Origin of the sequence: Streptomyces sp. 13-12-16, from assembly GCF_002114215.1 — a bacterium.
Classification (GTDB): Bacteria; Actinomycetota; Actinomycetes; order Streptomycetales; family Streptomycetaceae; genus Streptomyces.
Genome location: NZ_NCTE01000427.1, coordinates 1 through 4,233, shown reverse-complemented (window position 1 = coordinate 4,233; position 4,233 = coordinate 1). Strand labels below are relative to the sequence as shown.

Here is a 4,233-nt window from a genome sequence, read left to right as displayed (position 1 = left end):
GAGGGCCGTCGCCGCCTCCAGGGTGACCGCGGCGGCCGGGGGGCGTACGGGCGCGGGCACCAGGAGCAGCGCGGCGGTCCACCACACGGCGGCGACCGGGACCACGAGGAGGACGCGCAGTCCGTGGCGGACGGCCCGCCGGACGGGGACCACGGCCGTGGTGTGCCGGGCCGGGTCGTCCAGCACGAAGGCCGCTCCCAGCGCGAAGGCCACGGCGGACGTCCGCAGCACGTTCAGCGCCAGCCGGCCGTCCGCCCCCTCGCCCATCAGCCTCGGCACGGCGGCGAGCAGCAGGCCCAGGGCCCCGGCCGCTCCGACCGCCCTCCAGGGCATGGTCCGTACGGTCGCCCGCAGCAGAGCCGCGTCAACGGTCCTCACAGGCACTCGTCCTTCGCCTCCGGCTCGTCCAGGCCCAGCAGTTCCGCGACCCGGTCCGTCGTCACCTCCGGGGCCGTCAGCTCGGCCCAGTGCGCCCTCACCTTCGCGGCGGTCCCGTCCTTGGGACGTTGCAGCAGCTCGCGCACCACCTCCGTCTGCGCGGCGGTCATGGACAGCGGGTTCGTCTGCGAGAGGACGACCGCGGAGCCCGTGTCGCTGTCGTCCAGGCGCACCCGCCGCAGGTCCGACACCGGGTCGGGCCGGTCGGCGAGCGCCAGCCACATCACGGTGACCATCCGGCCGTCGCACATGTCACCCGCCTCCGCCTCGGTTCCCGTGACCAGCACACCGGCCACGGCGACGGCGAACTCCGGGACCCGGTTGCCGCCCCAGGCCGTGCCGACGGTGACCTCGCCGGGGCGGGTGGCCGGGTCGATCGCCGCGTCGCTGTCCAGGCCGTACCGCGCCTCGACGCGCTGCCGTACGACGAGCGGCAGGTCCTGCGCGGTGCCGCCCGCGAGGGAGCGCACGCCGTCCAGGACCTCCGCCCAGTCGTCGGTGCGCGCTCCCCACTCCGGGAAGGCGCAGTACGTCGCGGTGTCCCGTTCGGCGCACCGCTGCTCCTTCTCCGGGGTGACGGAGTACCGCGTGCGTGCCGCGGTCGTCTCCGGCGACACGCCCTGGGACTGGGCCACCGCGCCCACCAGGGTCAGCGCCACCGCCCCGGCGACGCCCACCCGCACGGTCCGCAGCCGGGCGCCCCCGGAGACCAGCACCGCGAGCAGGGCCGCGCTCAGTGCGAGACCCGTGAGGTAGAGGGCGTGCCAGGCGGCGGGGCGGCCCAGCAGCTCGGACGGCAGCGTGTCGGAGGTGTTCTCACCGACCGTCGGCGCCAGCCACCGCGCCCAGCCCTCGTTGCCGAAGCCCGTGGTCAGCACGGCGAAGAACAGGAGGAAGACGATCAGCAGCGGGGCCACGAAGGGGGAGGCCAGCAGCCGGGCCAGCAGCACCCCGAGAACGCCGAGCAGCAGCACGGACAGCGGCCCGGCCAGCAGTTCGCCCGGCGAACCGTGCCCGACCGCGCCGGGCTTGAGCGCCTCCCAGGTGAACTGGCCGGCCACGCACACCCCGGTGAGCAGCGCGACGGCCGCGACGGACAGCAGGTGCGCGGCCGTACGGCGCCACGGCTGGACCACCAGCACGGCGAAGTGCCGGTCGGTGTCGTGCCGCCGGGAGCGCAGCACGGCCTGGTTGGCGCAGAGCAGCACCGCGAGGCCGACGAGCAGGGGCGCGCCCTGGGTGGCTCGGTCGGCGTCCTGCAGCGCGGGGAAGCCGTCCCAGGAGGTGCGGGTCTTCCACACCGTCGCGCCGAGGTACACCGCGAAGGCGACGAGGACCGGCACCCGCAGCAGGAGCCGGCGGGTCTCGAAGCGGGCCAGGGTGAGGACGGCCGCCCAGGACGCGCGGGGGCCGGACGTCGTGGCCGTGGCGGCCGGGGGCCCGGCGGTGAGCGTGGTCACGCGGCCACCTCCGCGTTCGCGCCGCCGAGGCCGCCGAGGCCGTCGAGGGTGAGCAGGTAGCCGTCCTCCAGGGTGGGTTCGAGGAGGTCCGCGCCGGCGGGCGGGTCGCCCACGTTGCGGAAGGTGCCGAGTCCGGTGCGCCAGCCGGCCATCGCGCCCGGATCGCGTCCGGTGCTGCTCCACACCCGGCCGGCGGCCCGCGCGGTCAGCTCGGCGGGGGTGCCGTCGAAGCGGACGGTGCCGTCGGCCAGGACGACGACCCGGTGGCAGAGCATCGCCACGTCCTCGGTCTGGTGCGTGGACAGCAGCACCGTGCGGCCCTCGCCGGCCCGCGCGATCAGCTCCCGGAAGCGCATCCGCTGTTCCGGGTCGAGCCCGACGGTGGGCTCGTCGAGGACGAGGAACGCGGGATCGCCGACGAGCGCCGCCGCCAGCGCCACCCGCTGCCGCATACCGCCGGACAGCTTGCGGATCCGCTTGCCGCGCACGTCGCCGAGGCCGGCCTCGTCGAGCACCCTGCGCACCTCGCGGTGACGGGCGGCGCGGTCGGTGAGCTCCTTGAGGATCGCCACGTAGTCGACGAACTCGAAGGCGGTGAAGTCGGGGTGGAAGCCGGGCGTCTGCGGCAGATAGCCGAGGTTGCGCCGGACCTCCTGCCGGCCGTGCGAGGTGCCCGGGTCGTGACCGAGCACCGTGAAGGAGCCCCGGTCGGCCGGTACGGCGGTGGCGAGCACCCGCAGCAGCGTGGTCTTACCCGCGCCGTTGGGCCCGAGCAGCCCGGTGACACCGGCGGACAGCCGCAGCGACACGTCGTCGAGGGCGCGGGTACCGCCGTAACGGAGGCTCAGCCCGGAGGCGGAGACGGTGGGGGTCATACGGAACTCCCGTACAGGTGGAAGCGGGTGGATGGAGTAAGGGGCGGCCGGGCCGTGATCCACCGGGCCGGGGAACAGCCGGGGCGGACGGCCGGTGGCCGCGGCCGACGAGGTGCCGGTGCCGGCCGACCGGGAATCCCCGGTCGGTCGGCACCGGGACGGATGACCGAGACCCCCGGCCGGCCGTGCACCGGGTGGACGGCCGGATTTCCCGGTCGGGGCCGGGGGTCGCCGGCCCCGTCCCCGGCGGAGAGCCGGGGTGATCGGCCCCCGGTGGAAGGAGGGGAGCCGGGTCCGTCGGGCCGCGTTCACCCCTTCCGGCGGAGAGCCGGACGGCCGTCAGGCCGTACTTCGGCTGTCGAGGTCGAAGCGGTCCCGGAGCAGGACGAGCAGGACGGCGGCGAGCGCGGTGACCGCCGCCGACACGCCCTGTCCGGCCGCGGTGAACGGGGCGAGCGGGCCGTCCGTGCCGGACCGGGTGGCGTCCGCCGTGAGCAGCAGTGCGATCCAGCCGCCGCCGACGAGGGACGGGGCGAGCACCGGGCCGAGCCGGGCGGTCAGCGCCAGTCCGGTCGCGGTGAGCGCGAGGGCGGGCAGCAGCCAGGTCAGGGCGCGCAGCCCGTACCCGGGCAGGGCGAGCGTGGCCAGCCCGTTGAGGCCGAGCCCGGCGCCGAGCACCGCCACCGTGCGGATCATCAGCAGCCGGAAGCCGTGCGTCGGGGCGACGACCGCCATCTCGTACGTCGGGTCCAGCGCGGGCCCGTACGACAGGGCGACCCCGGCGAGCGGCAGCAGCGGTGCGAGGGCGAGGAAGAGGGTGGGTGAGCCGCCGGTGCCGTGACCGGCGGTGACGGCCACCGTGAGCAGGAGGACGGCGGTGACCGCGCCCAGCCAGGAGCGGCGCAGCGCCGGGGTCGCGGCGAGCAGCCGCGCGGTGTGGTCGGCGATGCCGAGCCGCAGCAGCAGCGACTCCAGGAATCCGGGCCGGGGCGCGTCGAGTTCGGCGTCGAGCCGTTCCCATCCGGCGTCGAGGGCGACGGGGTCGCTCACCTCGGCGAGGACGGCCCGGCAGTGCGCGCAGGCGGTGAGGTGGGTGTCGGCCGACCACAGCAGGGGCGCCGGGAGGCCGCCCCGCGCGTAGGCCCGCAGGTCCTCCTCGGACACGTGCCAGCCCGTCGTTCCGTGCGTCATGCCAGCGCCTCCCGGAGTTGCCTGCGGGCCCGCATCGCCCGCGTCTTGACCGTGCCCGGCGGGATGCCGAGCAGGACGGCGGCCTCACGGGTGGTCAGCCCGTCGACGACCGTCGCCTGGAGCACCGCGCGCAGTTCCGGCGACAGCCGGACCAGCGCACCGGCGAGGTCGCCGTGCTCCACCCCCGCGAGCACGCGGTCCTCCGCCGACGCCTCGTCCCGGTGCCGCAGCCGCGCCAGCGTCTGCCGCAGCCGGCCCCGTGCGCCGGC

4 protein-coding genes and 1 pseudogene are annotated in these 4,233 nt (G+C 76.3%); all 5 read right to left on the bottom strand.

The annotated features are described in order from the left end of the window. Positions 1-378: pseudogene (locus B7767_RS17605) on the bottom strand (ABC transporter); the annotation flags it as partial. Further along, positions 375-1,898, bottom strand: a complete 1,524-nt coding sequence (locus tag B7767_RS17600; RefSeq protein WP_085573024.1) for an ABC transporter permease — start codon at positions 1,896-1,898, stop codon at positions 375-377. The gene B7767_RS17600 and the pseudogene B7767_RS17605, both read right to left, overlap by 4 nt. Then, on the bottom strand, positions 1,895-2,773 hold the full coding sequence (locus B7767_RS17595; protein ID WP_085573023.1) for an ABC transporter ATP-binding protein: 879 nt from the start codon (positions 2,771-2,773) through the stop codon (positions 1,895-1,897). Before B7767_RS17595 ends, B7767_RS17600 begins: the two co-directional genes overlap by 4 nt. 339 nt (positions 2,774-3,112) lie before the next feature. Further along, positions 3,113-3,964, bottom strand: coding sequence for a hypothetical protein (locus tag B7767_RS17590; protein ID WP_085573022.1), 852 nt, complete (start codon positions 3,962-3,964; stop codon positions 3,113-3,115). Next, positions 3,961-4,233, bottom strand: a 273-nt coding sequence (locus tag B7767_RS17585; protein ID WP_306297965.1) for an RNA polymerase sigma factor, incomplete at its 5' end; no start/stop codon positions are given. The genes B7767_RS17585 and B7767_RS17590, both read right to left, overlap by 4 nt.

What these genes read in the sequence shown, in the direction of transcription:
- B7767_RS17590 (WP_085573022.1), bottom strand. Translation starts at nt 3,964, where the DNA reads ATGACGCACGGAACGACGGGCTGGCACGTGTCCGAGGAGGACCTGCGG.
- B7767_RS17595 (WP_085573023.1), bottom strand. Translation starts at nt 2,773, where the DNA reads ATGACCCCCACCGTCTCCGCCTCCGGGCTGAGCCTCCGTTACGGCGGT.